The organism is Myxococcaceae bacterium JPH2, from assembly GCA_016458225.1.
Lineage (GTDB): Bacteria > Myxococcota > Myxococcia > Myxococcales > Myxococcaceae > Citreicoccus.
On sequence record JAEMGR010000009.1, the window covers coordinates 160,583 to 180,336 of the forward strand.

Sequence of the window (19,754 nt, forward strand, 5' to 3'; positions counted from 1 at the left end):
GACTCCGCGCGACGCGGGGCCGAGGCCCCCTTCCCCACCTCCCTTCCCGCAGGCGCCCCATGCACGACGCCCACGCCTTCCTCCAAGCTCTCGCCATCGTCCTCTGCGTCGCGGCGGTCACCACCGTCGTGTTCCAGCGACTGCGCCAACCCGTCGTGCTGGGCTACATCATCGCGGGCCTCATCATCGGGCCCCACGTCCCCATCCCACTCGTCGCGGACGCGGGCATCGTCCAGACGCTGTCCGAGCTGGGCGTCATCCTCCTGATGTTCTCGCTCGGGCTCGAGTTCAGCCTGCGCAAGCTCATCCAGGTGGGCCCCACCGCGGGCATCACCGCCGTCATCCAATGCAGCGTGATGATGTGGCTGGGCTTCATCACGGGCCGCGCGTTCGGGTGGTCGCGGCTCGAGTGCCTGTTCGCGGGCGCGGCCATCGCCATCTCCAGCACCACCATCATCGCCAAGGCCTTCGACGAGCAGAACATCCGTGGCAACCTGCGCAAGCTCGTCATCGGCATCCTCGTCGTCGAGGACATCATCGCCATCCTGCTGATGGCCACGCTCACCGCGGTGTCCTCCGGCGCGGGCCTGTCCGCGGGCGCGCTGGCCGCCACCGTGGGCAAGCTGGTGGCCTTCCTCGTCGCGCTCGTCGTGGTGGGCTTGCTCGTGGTGCCTCGGGCCGTGCGCGCCATCATCAAGCTCAACCGCCCGGAGACGACGCTCGTCGCGAGCGTGGGCATCTGCTTCGCCGTCGCGCTGCTCGCCCAGACGCTCGGCTACTCCGTGGCGCTGGGCGCGTTCCTCGCGGGCTCGCTCGTGTCCGAGTCCGGTGAGGGCAAGACCATCGAGCACCTGGTGCAGCCCGTGCGCGACATCTTCGCCGCCATCTTCTTCGTGTCCGTGGGCATGCTGTTGGATCCGGCCCTCGTGGCGCAGCACTGGGGCGCGGTGGTGGTGCTGACCCTGGTGGTCATCTTCGGAAAGATTCTCAGCGTCACCACGGGCGCCTTCCTCACGGGCAACGGCCTACGCACGTCGGTGCAGGCGGGCATGAGCCTGGCGCAGATTGGCGAGTTCTCCTTCATCATCGCGGGGCTCGGCCTGTCGCTGAAGGCCACCGGCTCGTTCCTCTACCCGGTCGCGGTGGCCGTCTCCGTGGTGACGACGCTCGTCACCCCGTGGCTCATCAAGGCCTCGGGGCCGTTCGCCAGCCTGTTGGACCGGAAGCTCCCGCAACCCCTGCAGACCTTCGTCACGCTCTACGGGAGCTGGGTGGAGCGCCTGGGCAACCTGCCCCGACGCGAGACGGTGGGCGCGCGCGCACGCCGCAGCATCCTGCTCCTCTTGCTGGACGCGGCGCTGCTCGTGGCCATCGTCATCGGCGCCTCCATCGGCTCGGCTCGCGTGGTGAACTTCCTCGTGCGCGAGGTGGGCCTGCTCGAGTCCGTCGCGCGGACGATCTTCATCGTGGCGTCCGTCGTGCTGTGCGTGCCCTTCGCCGTGGGCATCGTGCGCGTGGCGCGTCGCCTGGGCGGGACGCTGGCGGAGGCCGCGCTGCCCGCGGCCCCCGACGGCAAGGTGGACCTGGCGGCGGCGCCCCGCCGCATGCTCGTCGTCACGCTCCAACTCGGCATCGTCGTCATCGTGGGCGTCCCTGTCATGGCGTTCACGCAGCCGTTCCTCCCGGGCATGCCGGGCGCCACCCTGCTGTTGATCATGATCGCCGTGCTGGGCTTCAGCTTCTGGCGCAGCGCCACCAACCTTCAGGGGCACATGCGCGCGGGGGCGCAGGTCATCGTCGCGGCGCTCGCCTCGCAGTCCCACGCCACGGGCGACAACGAGCACGCCGAGGAGAAGAAGGACTCGCTCGCGGACATCCGCGCGCTGCTGCCCGGCATGGGCGACCCCGAGTCCATCTCACTCCTCCAGACGAGCCCCGCGGTGGGTCGCACGCTCGCGGAGCTCGACCTGCGCGGCATGACGGGCGCCACGGTCCTCGCCATCCGGCGCGGGGACGCGGACGTGCTCGTGCCGTCCGCGAAGGAGGTGCTCCGCGCTGGAGATGTCCTCGCATTGGCCGGCACGCACGAGGCGATCGACGCCGCCCGTGCCGTGCTCGAAAGCGGCGGCCAACCGGACTGAGGAAGCAGGCTCAGTGAACGCTGGCGCCCGGCCCGACTTCGGCTTCACCCGAGGGTCGGGTCGGGATGGCGGGCTGCCCGCTGCGCAGCCCCGCGCCCAGCACGCTCACCAACGTCACGCAGGCCTGGATGACGGCCGCGCGCGCCGCGGGCGTACTGGCCAGCGCATCCAGCACCACGAAGTCATGCGGGACGCCCAGGTAGCGCGTGGGCGTGACAGTCACCCCCACGTCAATGAGCCGATGGGCATACGCCTCGCCCTCGTCGCGCACCACGTCGCACTCGCCGGTGATGATGAGCGCGGGAGGCAGCCCCTTCAGCTTCGCGGCCGGAGCCCGCAGCGGCGACACGAGCGGCAGGGAGCGCGCCGAGGCGTCAGGCACATAGCAGTCCCAGAACCACGCCATCGACTGGCGCGTGAGGAAGTAGCCCTCCGCGTACCGCTCATACGAGGCCGTGTCGAAGCGTGCGTCCGTGACGGGATGGAACAGCACCTGCTGCGCGATGCGCGGCCCTCCCCTCTCGCGCGCCAGCATCGTGAGCGCGATGGCCAGGTTGCCGCCCGTGCCGTCCCCCACCACCGCGATGCGACCACTGTCGAGGCCCACCACGCCCCCGTGGTTCGCCACCCACTGGAGCACCGCATAGGCCTGCTCGATCTGCACGGGGTAGCGAGCCTCGGGCGCGGGCGAGAACTGGATGAACACCACGGCCGCCCGCGTGCCGAAGGCCAGCTCGCGAATCAGTCGGTCATGCGTGTCGCCGTCGCCCAGCACCCATCCGCCGCCATGGCAGTACACCAAGACAGGCAGCGGGCCAGACGCTCCGGGCGGACGGACGATGCGAACGTGCACCTGCCCGCTCGGCCCCCCGGGGATGACACGGTCCTCCACGGCGGCCGGCATCCGCGCGACATCGCCGGACTGGAGGTCGCGCAACACCTCCCGCGCCGCCTGGGGTGAGAGCGTGGACAGCGGGGGCCCACCCCGGGCCTCCAGCATGGCCAGGAAGGCACGGGCCTGGGGGTCAACCCCCGCGTAGCGGTCCTCGGGTCCAGTGACGGGCATGGTGGTGGCTCCTTGCCGCAAGGGTGCCCACGGAGAATTCCGCCGCAAAGTCCCGGCCTCCCCAGCCCAGGGGCATGCAATGGCTCGGCAGGATGTCCGTAGGAGCCCATGTCACGGAGTCCTCGCCAGGAGCCCTCCCATGCGCGCACCGTTCCTCACCACCCTCGCCGTCTGCTCGATGCTGGCCACTCCCTCGCTCGCGGCGGACACCGCGAAGAAGGCCTCGGGCTCGCCGCGCATCGTCTGCATGAACTCCACGAAGGACGGCAGCCGCGCGGTGCAGGGCACCGACCTCATCATCGAGGCCGGGGAGAAGGTGAAGGACGTGGTCGCGGTGGACGGCAACGTCATCGTCCGCAAGGGCGCCGTGGTGGAGGACGCCGTCGCCGTGCGCGGGCGCGTCATCGTCGAGGCGGGCGGGCGTGTCACCGGCTCGGCCGTGTCCATTGGCGGTGACGTCCGGGTCCGCTCCGGCGCGCACGTGGACGGCAGCGCCGTGGCCCTCGGCGGGCGCCTCACCGTGGACACGGAGTCGGACGTGAAGGGAGACCGCGTGGGCCTCTCCTTCGAGCTGGGCGGCGAGGACCTCATCCGCGGCGTCATCAACGACGCGCTCGACAAGGACCTGCGCTGCCACATCCTCGACGACAAGGAGGTCTGAGGACCTCCGCTCCGTCGTGAGGACTACGAGGCGACCGGGCGCGCCTCGGCGGGCTCGACCCGCGTGAGCGGCGCCAGGGACGCGCGCAGCGACTCAATCTGCGCCCGCGCCATGTCCTTCAGGCGCTCCAGGTCGGCCACCGTCATGCCGCGGGTGGAGATGGGCGTGCCCACCGTCACCAGCCCGCGCGAGGTGTTGAAGCGCCACGAGTGCTTCGGCAGCGCGCGCCGCGTCCCGCTCACCGCCAGGGGCAGCACGTCCGCCTGCGCCTCGATGGCCAGGCGGAACGCGCCGTCTTTGAAGGGCAACAGCTCGTCCGTCTTCGAGCGCGTCCCCTCGGGGAAGATCATCACCGGCATGCCCTTGGCCAACCACTTCTTGCACTTGCCCATGGCGCCCGTGGCCGAGTCGCGATCGCCCCGCTCCACCGGCACGTCGCCCGCGAACCACATCATCCAGCCCACCACGGGAATCTTGAAGAGGCTCGCCTTGCCCAGCCACTTCATCTCCCAGGGCAGGTGCGAGATGAGGAACGGATCCGCGTTGGACTCGTGGTTGCTCACCACCACCGTGTTCGGCGCCACCGTGCGGGGGATGTCGCCGTGCACGCCGAAGCGCCAGTAGGGCGTCAGCTTCGCGGCCATCCAGCCCACGCGCCGGAACGTCCTCCCAGGGATGTGGCGCCGCCGATCGAACGGCCAGGTGAAGAACACCAGGACGATCTGGACGCAGAAGCCCACCAACGCCACCAGCGCAATCTCCAACCACGTCCAGATGGACAGCAGTGCATTCATAGAGGCATCTCGTTGAAGGGATTCACCGGACGACCTCCGGTGCCAGGTCCACGCTCACAGGACAGTGGTCCGAGCCGAGCACGTGCGCGTGGATGTCCGCGCGCCGCACGTACCGCATGGCCGCGGGCGTCGCCAGGACGTAGTCGATGCGCCACCCGATGTTCTTCTCGCGCACCCCGACGCGCTGGCTCCACCACGAGTAGTGGCCGCCTTCGGGCTGGAAGTGCCGGAAGCTGTCCACCCAACCCGAGCGGATCCACCGGTCGAACTCCTCGCGCTCCTCGGGGCGAAAGCCGCTCGTCTCGCGATTCTCGCGGGGACGGGCCAGGTCCAGATCCTGGTGCGCGGTGTTGAAGTCGCCCACCACCAGCACGCGCTCGCCATCGCGCAGCGCCTTCTCCAGCCGCTGATAGAGCTTGCGATAGAAGGCGAGCTTGAAGGGGATGCGGCTGAGGTCCCGCTCCTTCCCATTGCCGTTGGGGAAGTAGCCGTTCACCACGGTGAGCTTGCCGAAGCGGGCGAACTGCAAGCGCCCCTCGCAGTCCATCTCCCGCACACCCAGCTTCGTCTCCAGGTCATCGGGCGTGGCGCGGCTGTACAGCCCCACCCCGCTGTAGCCCGCGCGCTCCGCCGAGGAGAAGTGCGTCCGCCACCGCGCGGGGGCGCGCACCTCTTCGGGAAGCTGCTCCTCGGTGGCCCGGACCTCTTGCAAGGCCACCACCTGCGCCCGCGCTCCCGCGAGCCACGGGAGGAATCCCTTGCGATGCACCGAGCGCAGACCGTTGACGTTCCAAGAGACGACTCGCACGCCCCTGCTTATGGCCTGGGCGCGCGGGGTTTTCCAGCCCTGTCCGCTCGGAAGCCGGGCAAGGCCCCCGCTCCAGTGCTCCGGACGGGGGCCTCCGCCGCCACTTCTGTTACGGCTCGGTAGGACTGGTGCGGTTCTGCGGGCCGCGCGTGGTGCGCAGCACGAAGTCCACCGCGTTGTTGTTCGAGTCGAACCCGTTGCCCAGGTTCACGTCCGCGCCGCTCTCCATGGACGCCGCCGTGGAGCTGTCGGACGCCTTGCGCTCGAAGCTCCCCGCCACGCCAGGCAGCGAGGGCACGGGCTGGGTCTCGGGGGTGACCGCCGGACCGTAGCCGACGGTGTCCACCACCAGAGGGTCCGCGTTGGTGACGCCCAACCCCGCGGAACCGAGGCGCACGTGGCCGCCCTTGGCCGCCGCGGCGGACATGGCGATCGCCGTGCCCCAGTTCGCGTCGCCCGAGACGGTGCCCTTATACGAGCCGGAGACCACCAGGTAGAAGCCGTGCGGCGCGATGCGCGCGCCCGAGGGCAGCGCATAGCCCACGCCGTAGTCGCCGGTGGCAGTGCCCGCCTTGTACTGGACCTTCCAGCCGCTCAGGTCCACCTCCTGGTTCGTCGGGTTGTACAGCTCGATGAACTCGTCATCCGCGCCACCCGTGCCCTGCGGCGCGAACTCGCTGATGACCACGTGGTCCATGGACGGCAGCGGCTTGCCCGTCACGTCGACGGTCGCCGAGACCGTGTGGCCGCCGACCGTCGCGTACACCGCGCCGCTCCCGCTGTAAGCCCCCGCGATGAAGGTGAACGACACGCGGTCCTTGTTGGCCGGGATGGTGACCGTGGTCGGCGCCGAGCCCGCGGCGGTCGGAACCACCTCGATGGTCATCGGCGTGTCCTGGAACGTGGGCGGATCCACCAGCACGGTGAAGGTGACCGCCTGACCCGAGGTCAGGTCCACGGCGGTCGGCGTCATCGAGGACGCGTACGCCGGCTGGTTCGCGGCCAGGACCCAGAGGCGGGACGTGAGGGACACCGCGTCCAGCGTGGCCGTCATCTGCACGTCCTCCTGGCCCGGCTGCGTCTGCTCAGTCGCCGTGACGATGACCTGCGCGGAGGTGGCTCCGGCTGGCACCACCACCTTGCCCTCGTTCGCCACCGTGAGGATGGGACTGGACGACGTCACCGTCACCACCGTGTTCACCGGCGCCGGCGCGCTGAGCGTGACGGTCAGCGGCTCCGGGATGGTGGGGCCCGTGGTGCCCGAGTGCGCGTAGGTGAACGCGGGGGTCATGGCGCTGAGCGTGACAGGCGCGCTCGGCGTCGTGACCAGATCCGTGGCGGAGCGCGGCTCGATCTTCGAGTTGCTGTTGCGCAGCTCCAACACTCCGGTGATGGACTGGAACACCGTCCCCACGGTGGGCATGGTCGCCTTGAACAGGTAGTCGTTGATGCGCAGCACGCCCGCCACCTCGAACTCATTGGTGGGCGCCGTGTCGCCATTGACGGGCGGCAGGGACACCGCCGTCACCGTCACCGGAGCCACGCGCACGAGCACGCTCTCCAGCGCGGTGGCGCGCGAGCCACCCGTCGCGACCTCCGAGGCCAACACGGTCTGCGCCGGGGGCGCCGAGCTGCCGTGACTGGTCACGGTGAACACGGGGTTGGTGAGCTCCACCTGGCCGAAGTAGGTGGCCACGGACGCCGACGAGATGTTCACGCGGTCGCCCATGCTCACCGTCGCGCTCGGGTCGGTGCTCGTGAAGACGAACAGGCCCGAGTAGTCCGCGCCCTCGTAGCCGTTGTCCATCGGGTGCGTCTGCACGAAGTAGCCGTTGCGACCCACGCCGGTGACGAGCGCCTGGTTCAGCGCGACCACCTTGCCCACCCACGGCGAGTTGCCCGCCGCGTTCGGGCGCTTCACGGAGTAGATGCTCAGGAGGCACGCCTCGCCGTTGCCGTTGGGCGTGGGGCACAGGTCGCACGCATCACCCATTCCGTCGCCGTCCGAGTCCTCCTGACCCGGGTTGGGCGTGGTGGGGCAGTTGTCGATGCTGTTGCCCACGCCATCCCCATCCGAGTCGTTGGGGTTGGGCGCCGTGCACTGCACGGAGTACGCCTGGAGCGGGCACACGTCGCAGGCATCGCCCACGCCGTCGCCGTCCACGTCACCCTGGACGCCCTGGTCCATCGGGCGCACCGGGTTGAAGACCGCCGGGCAGTTGTCCTGCGTGTCCGGGATGCCGTCGCCGTCGATGTCCGTCCCCGTGGGATCGCCGCTGTAGCGCGTGGAGCTGCTCACCGAGCCGGGCCACCGCGAGTCGGTGGAGGACCGCTGAGGCTCGCAAGCGGGCTCGTTCGGAGGCGTCTCCGTACAAGCGAACAGGCCGTAGGGGTTGGAGACCTGCGACGCCAGCGTCGTGTACGACTTGTTCAGCTCGGACTGGAGGCACACCGCGTGGGGCGTGCCGCACACGTCCACCGTGTCACAGCCGGTGGACAGCGCGTTGACGAGCGCCTGCTCGCCGTAGAGCACCTTGCCGCCACGCAGCGTCAGCGCCACGTCGGCCGGCATCGCGGAGATGACCGCGCGGTGCGGCGAGTCTCCGTGCGTCCCCAGCCGGAAGATGGCCACGTCCGCCACCTTGCCCACCGCCAGCGCGCCGATGCGGTTCGCCTTCAGCGCGTTCGCCGCGTTGCCCGTCACGGTCGCCCACAGGTCCGCGTCGCTCAGCGCGAAGTTGTAATAGGTCGCGTTCAGGTTGTCCGCGCACCGCAGCTCGCGCAGCAGGTTCATGGAGCCGGTGGGCAGCCAGTCCGTGCCCAGCGCGACGTTCACGCCGAGCCGCTTGTAGAGCGGGATGTCCGCCGTGTCGCCGTAGAGCGCCACGTTCGAGCGCGGCGACCAGATGAGGCTGCTGCCCTGCGTGCTCATGAGGGCGACGTCCGACACGCGCAGGCCAATGCCGTGGATGATCGCCGTGCGAGCGCCGATCAGGTTCTGGCCGCCCGTGGCCTGGCCGGAGAGGCACAGGAACTCGTTGTTGGCGGACTTCTCGATGCCCTCGGAGACGTGCGGGAGGTAGGCCGCGTCCTGCGGGATATCGCTGGGCTTGTCGATGCTCGGGTAGCCGCAGCCGCTCGTGAGCTCCGTGCCCGTGGCGCCGTCGCCCAGCGGGAACGTCTGGTAGTTCACGCCGCTGCTGCTCGCATTGAGGCCCTCCTGGTTGCCGCCGCTGCTGCTCGTGTTCGCCCTGTCCAGGTTGCGCAGCAGGCCGTTCTGTCCGCCAGAGCCCGCGATGGACGTGGTGCCCGCCATCACCTGCCGCAGCTCGGCCCACTCGATGCCCGCCGAGCTCGTGGTCCCCCCCGAGGGGATCATCGTGTGCCCGTTGTTGCCCTTGCGCCAGTCGTGGCGGTGCTCGTAGCGCTGATCATTGAACGTGTAGGGCTTGCCCTGGAACGTGATGTGGTCGTGCGAGTTGATGAGACCCGGCGACACGACGCCCTGCGGGCAGACCACCTGCGTCGCCGTCGCAGCGCCGGCCGCCGCGCTGCAATCGCAGCTCACGCACTGGATGACGCCGGCCGAGTCGAACAGCACCTGACCGCCCGCGTACACCTTGTCCGGAGCCAGGATGACACCGGTGATCAACTTGCTCGTCCCCGTGCCCGGGGTCACCTGGCACGTGCCGCTCGTCGGAGGCGGCAGCGACGCCGCGGGGCACATCACCACCGTGCCCGGTCCACCCGTACCTGCATCCGTGGACGTCCCGGCGTCGGTCTGCATTCCTGCATCCGTGGACGTCCCGGCGTCGGTCTGCGTGCCCGCGTCGGTGGTCGTGCCAGCGTCGGTCTGCGTGCCGGCATCATCGTTGGAGCCGGCGTCCGTGGACGTACCCGCATCGGTCTGCGTCCCCGCATCCGTCTGCGTTCCCGCGTCCGTAGTGGTACCCGCGTCGGTCTGCGTGCCGGCATCATCGTTGGAACCGGCATCCGTGGACGTACCCGCATCGGTCTGCGTCCCGGCATCCGTCTGCGTTCCCGCGTCCGTAGAGGTACCCGCGTCGGTCTGCGTGCCCGCGTCCGTAGAGGTACCCGCATCCGTCGACGTACCGGCATCCGTGGAGGTACCCGCGTCGGTCTGCGTTCCCGCATCCGTCGACGTACCGGCGTCCGTGGACGTCCCGGCGTCGGTCTGCGTTCCCGCCTCCGTCGACGTACCGGCGTCCGTGGACGTCCCGGCGTCGGTCTGCGTTCCCGCCTCCGTCGACGTACCGGCGTCCGTGGACGTCCCGGCGTCGGTCTGCGTTCCCGCATCCGTCGACGTACCGGCGTCCGTGGACGTCCCGGCGTCGGTCTGCGTTCCCGCATCCGTCGACGTGCCGGCGTCCGTGGTCGTGCCCGCGTCGGTCTGCGTTCCCGCATCCGTCGACGTGCCGGCATCCGTGGTCGTGCCCGCGTCGGTCTGCGTGCCAGCATCCTCATTCGTGCCGGCGTCGGTGTGCGTCCCGGCATCATCCGAGCCCGCGTCCGTCTGCGTCCCCGCGTCGTCGCCCGCGTCCGGCTTCGGATTCACCGGCGTGACGGTGCACGTGTTCTCGCACCCATCCCCGTTGACTCGGTTGCCGTCGTCACAGGCCTCGCCCGTCTCGACCTTCCCGTTGCCGCAGACCGGCGAGCCGCTCCCCGGCTTCGCCGGCTGGCACGTGTGACTGCAGGAATCCCCATCCGCGACGTTGCCGTCGTCGCAGGCTTCGCCCTTCTCGACGATGCCGTTTCCACAGACAGGATCGTTGTCACCACACGCGGATAGCAGCACGGTCACCGCACAAAGCGGCACCAGCAGCCATCGGGACGACCAAGACATGAAGAACTCCGGAGTGACCGATACGGGGCCTCCTCCAAAGCACACCTGTTGACCACCAGGCAAACGCCCCTGTGGCAAAACTTCGCCACGAACAGAAGACCCATGGGGACGGACGTGACCCAGCGAAAGCCCGGCCGAGCGCTGAGTCTCGCTCCGAATCAGCCCGAAGCGCTCGCCCTACACGCTCCGGGCGAGGCGACCCGCGCCCAGAGCGTGTTCGAGGCGGCCCACGGCCCAGTGCCCCGGACGGGGGGGAGCCCAGACGCGCCAGAATCTGCATCACATTGGGCTGATGAGTGAAGTTGAAGGTGCCGGACATCAGAAACATCGCCGCCAGCAAGCCGGTCGGTATCCAGTACAGGTGTCACGCGTGCGAAAGACCCGCAACGGCGCTGAACGGGTCAGCATGCGACCCCGTACGGCCAGCTCAGCGCATGCAACGCTCGGCGCGCCGCCAGTCCATTCCTGCACCAGGCAACCGCAGGCAGGCCACCTGAAGCCTCTCACGAATCACGAAGCTCGGTTTAGCAGCGCGCCGGGAGCGTCGCGACCACGCGGGCCTCGCGGCGAACCAGCAACAAGACCAGGATGAGACCCGCTCCCGCCATCGCCGCCCCGGCCAAGGCCACGGCGGGATAGCCGAGGTTGAGGCCAATGACTGCCCCACCGAGGGCCGCACCGAGGGCGTTGCCCAAGTTGAAGGCCCCGATGTTCATGGCCGATGCCAGGTTCGGTGCGTCGCTGGCGGCGAGCATCACGCGCATCTGCAGCGGCGGCACCAGCGCGAAGCTCGCCACGCCCCAGAGGAAGATCACCACGGCGGAGGGCACCTGCCACGGCATGACCCCGGCAAATGCGACCAGCAGGGAGGCAAGGCCTGCCAGGGTGGTAATCAAAGTACGGTCCACCGACCTGTCGGCGAAGCGGCCCCCCAGCCAGTTTCCGATCGTCAGCCCCAGTCCATAGGTCACCAGCATGGCGGTGACGAAGCCCGTCGAGGCCACGGTCTGCTCCTTCAAGATTGGAGCGATGTAGGTGAAGACGGTGAACATGGCGCTCGAGCCGATAACGGTCAGGCCGAGGGCAATCAAAACAGGGCCGCGTCGGAGCACCGCCACTTCGGCCTTCATGACGCCGCTGTCGGCGGAGGGCTCGACCCGGCCGTGCGGTAGGGTCAAGCGAAGCGCGACCATCGCCAGGGCGCCCAGCCCCGCGATGCCCCAGAAGGAGGCGCGCCAGCCCAAGCACTCGCCCGCCCAGGAGGCAAGGGGAACGCCGGTGACGTTGGCGATCGTCAAGCCCATGAACATGGCCGCGACAGCACCCGCCCGCCTGTTCGGCGCGACCACGCTGGCCGCGACAATGGCTCCCACACCAAAGAAGGCGCCATGGTTGAACGACGTCACCACCCGGGCCGCCATCAAGGTCCAGTATTCCGGCGCGAGCGCCGACAGCAGATTGCCCAGGGTGAAGATGCCCATCAGGCCGACCAGCAGGGTCCGGCGCGGCACGCGGGCGGTCGCCAAGGTCATCACCGGCGCGCCGATCAGCACCCCGAATGCATAGGCGCTCACCAGCAGGCCGGCCGCCGGTATGGAGACGCCGAGGTCACCGGCGATCACAGGCAGCATGCCCATCGGCGCGAACTCGGTGACGCCGATGCCGAAGGCTCCGACCGCCAGGGCGATAAGAGGAGGGTTGGGCTTCATCAGCAGGAACCTTTCTCTGCCCCGCCGTGACCGTTCACGACGGGGCGCATTGTTCTGACCGAGCAAAGATGGCTGGGCCGTCGCCGCTGCGTTAGAGCCCTTCAAAGCCAAGGATTCTTGAGATGAACGCAAAGGTGCAGCCGGGCGGCGCGGATCGGGCGCGTGAGATGGCCGTCTTTTCGGCGGTGGCGGCGACTGGCAGCTTCTCGGCGGCCGGGCGTGATCTGCACCTGACCCCCTCGGCCGTCAGCCGGACCATCGACCGCATCGAGGCACGTCTGGGGGTACGCCTGATGCTGCGCACGACCCGGGCCCTGACCCTGACGCCCGAGGGGCAAGCCTATCTAAGCGCTGCGCGGCGCATCCTGACGGAGCTGGACGACGCGGAGCAGGCCATCGCCGACCGGGGAGCGCCGCGCGGTCGGCTGAGAGTGAGCGCCTCGCACTCTCATGGGCGACTGTGCGTGGTCCCTCTGCTGGGCGACTTCGCAGCGCGATACCCACATATCCTGGTGGACATCAACTTGACGGACAGGGTGGTCGACATTGCTGCGGGAGAGGCGGACGTCGGCATTCGCTTCGGCCCGCTGGCGGACAGCGGTTTGACCGCGCGCAAGCTCGGCGAGAATCGGCGCGTGATTGTGGCTTCGCCCGACTATTTGGTCCGGCGCGGGACGCCGACAGTTCCAGAAGACCTGCACCACCACAACTGCCTGAACTTCAATTTTCGCCGAGCCGAAGCAGTCTGGCCCTTCGTGCGCGACGGGCACGAATACAGCCTGTCCGTGAAGGGCAGTATCGAAGCCAATAACGGAGAGACCCTGGGCCAGTTGGCCGCGGCCGGCGTGGGGGTGACGCGGGTCGGCGCCTTCAGCGTCGCGGAAGAGATTCGCTCGGGCCGCCTGGTTCCTCTGTTGGAGCGCTACAATCCAGGCGACGTGGAGAACGTCCACGCTGTCTTTGTCGGCGGTGCCAACTTGCCCGCGCGGGTCAGGGTGTTCGTCGACTATCTGGCCGACGCCCTTTCCGAGGGGCGCTCGGCTCCCTATAGGCTCGTCCCATGAGTTTCCCCATGTTGGTCGCGGTCATCGTCCTGCCCTTGGTGCTTCCGCCATTCATCATCTGGCGCCTCATGGTCAGCGAGAAGAACGCCTACGAGCAGGTCCGGCGCGATGGGAAGCGCTATCTCGCCACCATCAAGGAGGTACACCCCATGAGGGGGGGCGAGCGCAGCAAGGCGGGGCTGTTGCTCAAGGTCGAGACCCCCTCAGGCCCCGTGGGAATGCGCCTGATTGTGCAACTCAAGGGGGCCATCACCTGGGACTTCCTCACCACGGCACGCGTGACCGACCGGCCGGTGTATGTCCACTGCCTCATCGACCCGCTCGTTGAAGAAGCCATTCGCCAATATGGCTACGTTCTCGAAGAGACGCCCCCAGCCAGTGAGGCGCAAGCGATGTCTGGAATGAAGTGAGGCGACATTCATCCTGCTCGCGCGAGGGGGAGGTGACGACCTCCACTTCGGCGATGACATCCTCTTCCCGCCTGTCGTGGCCGATCGCGTCGTCATGGATGGCGAGGTCGTCTCACAAGGCGGCGTCGCGTTCACCGCGCACTTCATGCCAGGGCATACCCCGGGCAGCATCGGCTGGACGTGGAACGACACCCGCGAAGGCAAGCCGGTCCGCATCGCGTATGCAGACAGCCTCAGCGCACCGGGTTACCAGCTGCTGTCCACCCCGCGTTATCCACACATCGTCGAGGACGACCGGCGCAGCTTCGCCACCGTACGCGCCCTGCCCTGCGATGTGCTGCTGACCCCGCATCCGGGTTCCAGTGGTTGGGACTCTGCGGCCAAGGACGCAGCCAGCGCCAAGGCGATGCGCTGCAAGACCTGCGCGGAGACCTCCGAGCGCACCTTCAACACACACCTGGCCGAGGAGCGCCGCAAGCCCCGTTGAAGCACACACGAGCGGCGCCCGTTCGGCGCGGCCGATGCGCGCGTGGCGCACGCCATGGAGGGCGCGCCACGCCGCGTCGGGGCTATGCCTTGGCAGGCCTTTCGCTGAGCCGCTGGGCTCGCTCCTCGGCCTCGCCCGGCACGTCGAACTCCGCCGGGTCGAACAGCGGCCGGAGGTCGACCTCTACCTCTTGGCCCTCCTGCAAGAGGACGCCGAACGGCGCGCGCTTGGCCCACGCGATGGCCTCGGCGAACGTCTTGACCTCGATCAGGCTGTAGCCGGCGATCAGCTCCTTGGACTCAGCGAACGGGCCATCCATCACCTTGCACTGGCGCTTGCTGAACCGCAGACGCGCGCCACGGTTCATCGGCGTGAGGCCGCCGAGATCGAGCAGCACGCCGGCCTTCCGCATCTCCTCGTTGAAGTTGTGCATCGCGACCAACGCCTCTTCGCTCGGAGGTTGCTGGCCCGCGTCGCCCTGGGGGGTCGTCTTCACCATCAACATGACCTTCATCGCGCATCTCCTTGAAACTCGGTGGATTAATCCGAGGCAAAAAGGCGTCGATCCGTGCGCCGAGGGATCGACAACCGCGATGCGGATTCCGGCGGCGAGAGAAGACGCACCGCGTGAATTCCACCCTGGCGAGAATCCTTGGGCGCCGCGCTCGGATGCCTACTCGATGCGCAGCCCGTGCATGCGCAGGAAGGAGAGCTTGTCCCAATAGCCGCGCTGGAAGCGGATCAACCCGTCCTCCACTTGGACTCGGCTGCCGCGAACTCCCGCTGGAACATCTCCCGGATTCGAGCCCGACCTTCGACGGGCGCGTTCGCGACCTGAGGATTCACCGCGTCCTCACAATAGAGGGCGGCGAGCCCTTCGACATCCGCGGCGGTGAAGCGGTCCACCCACCGTTCCACCCCTTCACGGGGCCGAGGGCCCGAACCTCCGTGTCTGTCTCCCAGGTCGCGCGACCCTACCCCGTCGCCTCTCCAACGCAATGAAGTCCGGCGCGCAGAGCTCCCGCGACCTCGCGGGAACGCGCTCACGTGGCTGTCTTCATCAGGCCTTGGACTGTTGCACCAACTGCGCGATGGCGCGCGCGCTGGCCTCGTTCGTGGGTGAGAGCACGAGCATCGAGAGGCCGTCGCCACCCTCGAGATGGAACACCGACGACTCGAGGACGATCTCGCCCACGTCAGGACGGACCATCCGCTTCTGGAACCCACCTTGCGACCGGATCTCGCCTTCCGCCCACAGGCGACGAAAGTCGGGGCTCAACTCCATCAGCTCGTCGATCAGCGCCGTCGCCTCGTGAGACGGGCCGGCCCGCGCGATGTCGACGCGAAACGAGGCAAGGCAGGTCCGGCGAACGTCTTCAACGTGGTGCACCTTGGCTTCCGCGCCCGGTTGGAAGATCCGGCGCAGCAAGTTGCGGTCGCGCTCCGGGAGCGCCCCATAGTCGCCCAGCACGGCGACCGCCGCGCGATTCCACGCGACGATCTGGAACGTCGGCGTCTTCACGAATGCGGGGACGGAGAGGTTGTCGAGCACGCACTGAAGTGACGGCGTCACCGCAGCGGGCCGAGCGAGCTTGCGAGGCGGCGGACGATCGTGCGCGAGCAGGAACAGCATCTCGCGATTCGCGTCATCGAGTTCGAGCGCAAGCGCGAGGCGCTCGAGAACCTCGCCCGACGGCACGCCGCCGCGCCCCTGTTCGAGCCACGTGTACCAGGTGACGCTCACACCGGCTCGGGCGGCGACCTCCTCGCGGCGCAATCCGGATGTCCGTCGGCGAGCGGTGGTCGCGGGCCGGATGCGCGCGCGACGGTCGCGCAGGAACGTGGGGAGAGTGGTAGTCGCCATTTCAGTCTCTGTGCGCGCCTTCTTCGACAGACACTCCAAGACCCTGGTCCTCGCACGACGAAGACGCGGCGAGCATAACATCCTGGAGTCCTGGTTCGCCGCGTGGCGAGGGCTGCAGGCGTGCGACTGGGGAACCTGCTCGCATGGCTTCTCGAACAGGTACCGGCCGCTCGGGGACGTCGGGAGGGGGGTAGTGGCAGTACCCGTATGAGGGCTCATCTTTTCAGGCGAGCACGCGGTGCGTACGGTGCGCGCATGACCAAGGCAATGCGAGTGTTCGTCACGGGCGCGACAGGCTGGATTGGCACAGCGGTGCTGAAGGAGCTGCGTGGGGCCGGCCACTCTGTCCTGGGCATGGCACACAACGATGCAGGCGCGGAGAAGTTGCGGGCACAGGGCGTGGAAGTCTATCGCGGCGACCTCCGGGAGCCGACCTCCCTCGTCGAGGGCGTCCGCGCAACCGATGCGACGATCCACCTGGCCTTCCACATGGACTTCGCTGACTTTCCGAAGATGAACCAGATGGATCGCGACGCGATCCACGCGATGCTCGATGCCATGGCGGGCACGGACAAGGCGTTCGTCGGCACGAGCGGAACGCTGCTGGTCGCGGCTCCCGGCAAGGTCGCGGTCGAGACGGATACGTCACCCGAGACCTCGCCGCTCATGATCCGAGCGCGGGCCGAGCGCATCGTGGTCGATGCCGCGAAGCGCGGGGTGCGTGCCAGCGTCATCCGGCTGGCTCCCACGGTGCACGGCGCGGGCGACAAGGGCTTCATCCCCATGCTGATCAACATCGCCCGGGAGAAGAAGAGCGCTGGATACATCGATGATGGCAGTCAGCACTGGCCCGCGGTGCACCGCGACGATGCGGCACGGCTGTACCGGCTCGCCGCCGAGAGCGCACCGCCAGGAACCGTGCTGCACGGCACCGCGGAGGCAGGCATCACGATGCGCGCGGTCGCGGAGACCATCAGCCAAGGCACGGGGGTTCCGCTCCAGCGCGTGCCGGCCAGCGAAGCGGGTGCTCACTTCGGATGGATGTCGATGGTCGTCGGCGTCGACAACCCGGTGTCGAGTCAGGCGACGCGCGCGCTCCTCGGCTGGAAGCCGGAGCGAGCGGGTCTGCTCGATGACATGCGCGCGCACTACTTCTGAGCACCGCCAATGCCTCGCCGTCAGGCCAGCGCGCTGCGGTGGACTGGGACCGAGTGCTGACACGACACGGGCTCAGCGCAGGCCCAGTCGGTCCACGAAGCGCACCAGCTCCGCCACGGAGTCCACGTCGAGCTTTCGGATGACGCGGGCGCGGTGCACCTTGATGGTCTTTTCGGTGGTGCCCAGCCGCTGGGCGATTTCCTTGTTCGTCAGCCCCTGTGCCACCAGCGCGCATACCTCGCGCTCGCGCGAAGTGAGGGCCGCATGGCGCGCATGCAGCGCGGCGGTCTCCATGCGGCCAGCGCGCGCCGCCGCGTCCTTGAGCAAGGCCTGCGAGAGGGCGCCCAGCAGCTGCTCCTCGTCAAAGGGTTTGACGAGGAAGTCCACCGCGCCGGCCTTCATGGCCCTGACGCTTGCCGGAACATCCCCGTGGCCGGAGATGAAGATGACGGGCAGGTGGCAACCCTTGGATTCCATCGCCTGCTGCAGCTCCAGCCCATTCAGCCCCGGCATCCGCAGATCCAACACGGCGCAGCCCGGCGTGTCCCCCGACAGCTGCGCGAGGAACTCGGCGGGCGAGGCGAAGGGCTTCGTGTCATGGCCCGCGGCCCTCAGCAGCCGCCCCAGCCCCCGCAACACGGACTCATCGTCGTCCACGAGGAAGATGGTGGCGGGGGCTTGCGTCATGCGCGGACTCCGTATGCACGGTCGGAAATACGCACCGTAACAGAGCCCCCTGGCCGGGAGGGCTCTCTGCTTCCAGGCGACCTCCGTGGGCCTCGACGATGGAGCGACTGATGGACAGCCCCATGCCGAGCCCGTTCTCCTTCGTCGAGTAGAACGGCTCGAAGATGAGGGCCAGCCGCGACGGCTCGATGCCCCCGCCCGAGTCCTGCACGCTCAGCTCCACCTGCCCCGGCCTCGGCTCGGCCGTGCGGACTCGCAGGTGGCGCTGGCCCGTGGGGACATCGGCCATGGCATCCATGGCGTTGACGAGCAGATTGAGCACCACCTGTTGAAGCTGGATTCCATCCCCCTGGACAGCGGGCAGCGACGGGGCCAGGGCCAGTTGCAACGTCGCGCCGCGCAGGTGGATGTCATTGGCCAACAGGCGCGCCACCTCGCCCACCAGGTCATTGAGCGAGTGAAGCTCCTGGCGCGGCTCGCCCCGCTTGAGCAGCGCGCGCATGCGGTGGATGACTTCGCCCGCGCGCTGGTCGTCGGAGATGATGTCCCCCAGGGCCTCGCGCACCTCGCCCAGCGCCGCGGGGGTGGCGTTCAGCAGGCGGCGTGCGGCCTGGGCGTTGCTGAGGATCGCAGCCAGGGGCTGGTTGAGTTCATGCGCCAGCGAGGCGGTCAGCTCCCCCAAGGCAGCCACCCGGCTCACGTGGGCCAATTGGTCCAAGGCGCGACGTGCCTCCAGTTCAGCCAGCTTCTCCAGGCGTTGACGTTCCAGACTCTCGGCCTGGGCACGCATGCGCCGGCGACGCTCCACCACGAGCCCCCCAGCCACCAGCGCCTGCAGGCCGCTGATCGTCAGGGCCCCTAGCCCCCACCACCGATAGCGCTCCCAGAGCGTGGGCGCGTCGAAGGCGAGCAGCACCCCAGGAGGCACCCGTGCGCGGGGGATGTCCCAGCGCCGCAGTGCGCGGGCGTCGATCGTCAGCGTATCCACGGGAGCGGGCTTGAGTGGCGCGAGAAACTCCTCCTGCGCCCCACGCAATACTCGGGCTGTGAGCATGCCCAGGTGTTGGCCCACGGCCGCGTAGCTGACGAGTGCGCCGCCGACGAACCCCAAGCCCAGGAGGGTGTCGTGCAGGGCGAAACAGGGCCGGTTGCTGGCGGAAAGCAACATGCGCGCGATCTCGCGCCCTACGAAAGGCCTCCCGCTGGGATCGGTCAGATAGGTGAACGTGAGGACCGCGGTGTCGTCCGGCAAGGTCCTCGCGCGCTCGAGCAGCTCAGCCAGAGGAAGGTTGCTCAAATCGATGAGCGACAGCCCCCGCTGCGCGAGCAACGGTTGCAGCTCGCGCACCAGGTACTCCTGTTGCGCGCGCTCCCATGAACTGGATCCGTTGACGAGCGCCAACCGACGTGTGCCGGGCAACAACTGCAAGGCCAGTTCCGCGGTGGCCCGCATGTCATAACGCAGCCAGATGCCAGCCACCCGCGCTGGACGCGGCTGTTTCTCCCAAAGCTGCGCATCCTCGGAGAGGACAACCATCGGGACATCCGGCCACAGCTCCCGGCGAAGCTGCAGGGCCACCTCGATGACATCGGAGCGAAAGGCAATGAGGGCATCTGGCCGACGCTCCCGGTACTTGGCCAGATACCAGGTGCGCAGGGCCTGTGCGTAGGCAGGCCCGCGAGCCCAACCCAGATCCAGGCTCTCCACATCCAGAGTGACCGGGCCACCCTGGGCCTCCCACAAAGACGAGCGGAGACTGGCGACGAGCGTCGCCATGGCGGGCAGCGCCGTGTCCTCGGGAATGAACAGGAGCACGGACTTTTCGGCCGGACGTGCCTCCTGCGCCAGCGCCGAGGGGGACCACCCCGCGAGGAGGCCGCAGACCAAGACCATGCGCAAGGACATGGTGGACACTTTGAAATTCAGAATCGCCGTGCCCCCATCGAGCGCGCAGTGGACAGGCCTGTCTACTCCCAATCCGGTCGCGGCGTCATCCGGGCGTCCATGCCACGTTAAGCAGTGCGCCAATGCCCGTGA

14 protein-coding genes and 4 pseudogenes are annotated in these 19,754 nt (G+C 68.7%); 6 read left to right on the plus strand and 12 right to left on the minus strand.

The annotated features are described in order from the left end of the window. The first annotated feature begins 59 nt into the window (after nucleotides 1-59). Complete coding sequence (locus tag JGU66_15960) at nucleotides 60-2,141, plus strand: cation:proton antiporter (protein MBJ6762268.1); 2,082 nt, start codon at nucleotides 60-62, stop codon at nucleotides 2,139-2,141. 10 nt (nucleotides 2,142-2,151) lie between these two features. On the opposite strand, the gene JGU66_15965 is transcribed toward JGU66_15960, so the two are convergent. Further along, nucleotides 2,152-3,207: an alpha/beta hydrolase gene (locus tag JGU66_15965; GenBank protein ID MBJ6762269.1), complete on the minus strand. Its 1,056-nt coding sequence runs from the start codon at nucleotides 3,205-3,207 to the stop codon at nucleotides 2,152-2,154. Nucleotides 3,208-3,346: 139 nt separating this feature from the next. Between JGU66_15965 and JGU66_15970 the strand changes: the two genes are divergently transcribed. Continuing rightward, nucleotides 3,347-3,868 carry a hypothetical protein gene (locus tag JGU66_15970; protein MBJ6762270.1) on the plus strand — a complete coding sequence of 174 codons (522 nt, stop codon included), beginning with the start codon at nucleotides 3,347-3,349 and terminating at the stop codon, nucleotides 3,866-3,868. Nucleotides 3,869-3,891: 23 nt separating this feature from the next. Here JGU66_15970 and JGU66_15975 read toward each other — a convergent pair whose 3' ends face one another. The 6 genes and pseudogenes from JGU66_15975 to JGU66_16000 all read right to left on the minus strand — a co-directional run bounded on the left by JGU66_15975 (nucleotide 3,892) and on the right by JGU66_16000 (nucleotide 12,046). Then, nucleotides 3,892-4,662: a 1-acyl-sn-glycerol-3-phosphate acyltransferase gene (locus JGU66_15975; protein ID MBJ6762271.1), complete on the minus strand. Its 771-nt coding sequence runs from the start codon at nucleotides 4,660-4,662 to the stop codon at nucleotides 3,892-3,894. 22 nt (nucleotides 4,663-4,684) lie between these two features. Beyond that, nucleotides 4,685-5,470: an exodeoxyribonuclease III gene (xth, locus tag JGU66_15980; GenBank protein MBJ6762272.1), complete on the minus strand. Its 786-nt coding sequence runs from the start codon at nucleotides 5,468-5,470 to the stop codon at nucleotides 4,685-4,687. A 1,960-nt stretch (nucleotides 5,471-7,430) separates the two neighbouring features. After that, a pseudogene (locus JGU66_15985) lies at nucleotides 7,431-8,402 on the minus strand (thrombospondin type 3 repeat-containing protein). Nucleotides 8,403-9,740: 1,338 nt separating this feature from the next. Further along, a pseudogene (locus JGU66_15990) lies at nucleotides 9,741-10,049 on the minus strand (hypothetical protein). 3 nt (nucleotides 10,050-10,052) lie between these two features. Continuing rightward, a pseudogene (locus JGU66_15995) lies at nucleotides 10,053-10,337 on the minus strand (DUF4215 domain-containing protein). Nucleotides 10,338-10,861: 524 nt separating this feature from the next. Then, on the minus strand, nucleotides 10,862-12,046 hold the full coding sequence (locus JGU66_16000) for an MFS transporter (GenBank protein ID MBJ6762273.1): 1,185 nt from the start codon (nucleotides 12,044-12,046) through the stop codon (nucleotides 10,862-10,864). A 122-nt stretch (nucleotides 12,047-12,168) separates the two neighbouring features. Between JGU66_16000 and JGU66_16005 the strand changes: the two genes are divergently transcribed. The 3 genes from JGU66_16005 to JGU66_16015 all read left to right on the plus strand — a co-directional run bounded on the left by JGU66_16005 (nucleotide 12,169) and on the right by JGU66_16015 (nucleotide 14,007). Then, nucleotides 12,169-13,110, plus strand: a complete 942-nt coding sequence (locus JGU66_16005; protein ID MBJ6762274.1) for a LysR family transcriptional regulator — start codon at nucleotides 12,169-12,171, stop codon at nucleotides 13,108-13,110. Between the two features lie 8 nt (nucleotides 13,111-13,118). Beyond that, nucleotides 13,119-13,520: a hypothetical protein gene (locus tag JGU66_16010; GenBank protein MBJ6762275.1), complete on the plus strand. Its 402-nt coding sequence runs from the start codon at nucleotides 13,119-13,121 to the stop codon at nucleotides 13,518-13,520. Between the two features lie 94 nt (nucleotides 13,521-13,614). Then, nucleotides 13,615-14,007, plus strand: coding sequence for a hypothetical protein (locus JGU66_16015; GenBank protein MBJ6762276.1), 393 nt, complete (start codon nucleotides 13,615-13,617; stop codon nucleotides 14,005-14,007). Between the two features lie 82 nt (nucleotides 14,008-14,089). Here the strand turns inward: JGU66_16015 and JGU66_16020 are convergent, their stop codons facing one another. The 3 genes and pseudogenes from JGU66_16020 to JGU66_16030 all read right to left on the minus strand — a co-directional run bounded on the left by JGU66_16020 (nucleotide 14,090) and on the right by JGU66_16030 (nucleotide 15,871). Beyond that, nucleotides 14,090-14,521, minus strand: a complete 432-nt coding sequence (locus tag JGU66_16020) for a YciI family protein (protein MBJ6762277.1) — start codon at nucleotides 14,519-14,521, stop codon at nucleotides 14,090-14,092. A gap of 159 nt (nucleotides 14,522-14,680) precedes the next feature. After that, nucleotides 14,681-14,970, minus strand: a pseudogene (locus tag JGU66_16025) (nuclear transport factor 2 family protein). A gap of 97 nt (nucleotides 14,971-15,067) precedes the next feature. After that, nucleotides 15,068-15,871, minus strand: coding sequence for a helix-turn-helix domain-containing protein (locus JGU66_16030; GenBank protein ID MBJ6762278.1), 804 nt, complete (start codon nucleotides 15,869-15,871; stop codon nucleotides 15,068-15,070). A gap of 255 nt (nucleotides 15,872-16,126) precedes the next feature. Here JGU66_16030 and JGU66_16035 point away from each other — a divergent pair, with 255 nt between their 5' ends. Beyond that, the gene (locus JGU66_16035) at nucleotides 16,127-17,029 is read left to right on the plus strand and encodes an SDR family oxidoreductase (GenBank protein ID MBJ6762279.1); all 903 of its coding nucleotides are present in this window, start codon (nucleotides 16,127-16,129) and stop codon (nucleotides 17,027-17,029) included. Between the two features lie 72 nt (nucleotides 17,030-17,101). Here JGU66_16035 and JGU66_16040 read toward each other — a convergent pair whose 3' ends face one another. Next, a complete protein-coding gene (locus JGU66_16040) occupies nucleotides 17,102-17,716 on the minus strand; it encodes a response regulator transcription factor (protein MBJ6762280.1) in 615 nt (204 codons plus the stop codon). Further along, complete coding sequence (locus JGU66_16045) at nucleotides 17,673-19,622, minus strand: nodulation protein V (GenBank protein MBJ6762281.1); 1,950 nt, start codon at nucleotides 19,620-19,622, stop codon at nucleotides 17,673-17,675. Before JGU66_16045 ends, JGU66_16040 begins: the two co-directional genes overlap by 44 nt. Nucleotides 19,623-19,754: the final 132 nt, after the last annotated feature.